Here is a 1258-nt window from a genome sequence, read left to right as displayed (position 1 = left end):
AAATAATCAATATAATCTGTGCCATTACCAAACTCACCGAAATAATTATTACCCCAATAATAAACACTTCCGTCAGTTTTAGTAGCCATAGAAGTTGAGTATATACCTCCGTTAACAGTGTCCCAGTTGGTATCGGTTCCTATTTGAACAGGTAAATAATGAGTTGTATTTGTTCCATCGGCTAATTCACCATTAGTATTATATCCCCATGCCCATAGCGTACCGTTTTCTTTAACTCCAAAAGAAGTAGAACCACCTGCTGAAAAACTTTTCCATATTTCATTTCCAATTTGAGTTGGAGTAATGCCAGGGTTAACATTCTCGCCTACCCCTCTTGCGGCGCCAGACCCCCAAGACCATAATATTCCATCTGCTTTTTGAGCTAAAATATGCACACCTCCCACACTTATTTTACTCCAGTTAGTGGCGGTTGTAATTTGAGTAGGTGTTGATAAGGAATACACGCTAGATGCAGCCACTAACAATGATCCTGTATTTGCTCCCCAACCCCAAAGTGTGCTATTTGCTTTTAAAGCAAAAGCTGTTTCACCTGTACTTGTAGCTATGTCAACCCAATCCATTGCTGTACCTACTTGTATGGGAACAAGTTGTGACTCTGATGAAGGGGGATTCCCAGTTTGATTATTGTCGTCTTGACCCCATGACCAAATAGTTCCATCTGATTTTAAAGCTAACGTGAAATAAAGTGAAGGGGCTACCTTTAACCAATTGTTACTTGTAGTAATTTGCTGAAAATTTGTGAAACTTTGTGTAGTTGAATTTACACCCAACGAACCGAGTTGATTACTACCGACACCCCACAGTGTACCATCATTTTTTATTATGAATGTATTGAGTACACCTGGGTATAAATTTTTAATATTAGAGATTGAATTGATTTGAATCGGATTCGGTTCGGTCCAATTAACAGTTGCTAGCTCACCTTCATAGGCCCGACCCCAGCCCCAAAGTGTTCCGTCTGCTTTGACACCAATTGTATGGCTTCCTCCAAATTTTAAGCTTTCATAACATTGGGCATTAGAAAAGAGTGTGGAAAGTGATAATAATGTAATAAGTAAAAGTTTTTTCATGATAAAAAAGGTTGTAGGTTGTAAGTTGTAGGTTATAGGTTATAGGTTGAGCGACATTATTGTTTCACAAACTTCATAGTAGTACTTAAGCCATTATTGTTAATTAAATTCAACAAATACACTCCACTTGTTAAGTTACTACAATCAATACTAGAACCCACCGATAG

2 protein-coding genes are annotated in these 1258 nt (G+C 37.8%); both read right to left on the bottom strand.

Translation table 11 applies throughout. From position 1 onward, the window contains the following. Positions 1–1091, bottom strand: a 1091-nt coding sequence (locus H602_RS0109565; protein ID WP_026977788.1) for an RCC1 domain-containing protein, incomplete at its 3' end; no start/stop codon positions are given. A gap of 56 nt (positions 1092–1147) precedes the next feature. After that, positions 1148–1252 (bottom strand): T9SS type A sorting domain-containing protein, encoded by a 105-nt coding sequence (locus tag H602_RS20540; RefSeq protein WP_211224076.1) that lies wholly within the window; start codon positions 1250–1252, stop codon positions 1148–1150. Positions 1253–1258 lie beyond the last annotated feature (6 nt).

The sequence above is a fragment of the Flavobacterium tegetincola DSM 22377 genome, from assembly GCF_000425485.1.
GTDB lineage: Bacteria > Bacteroidota > Bacteroidia > Flavobacteriales > Flavobacteriaceae > Flavobacterium > Flavobacterium tegetincola.
This window is presented reverse-complemented; position numbering and strand designations above follow the sequence as displayed.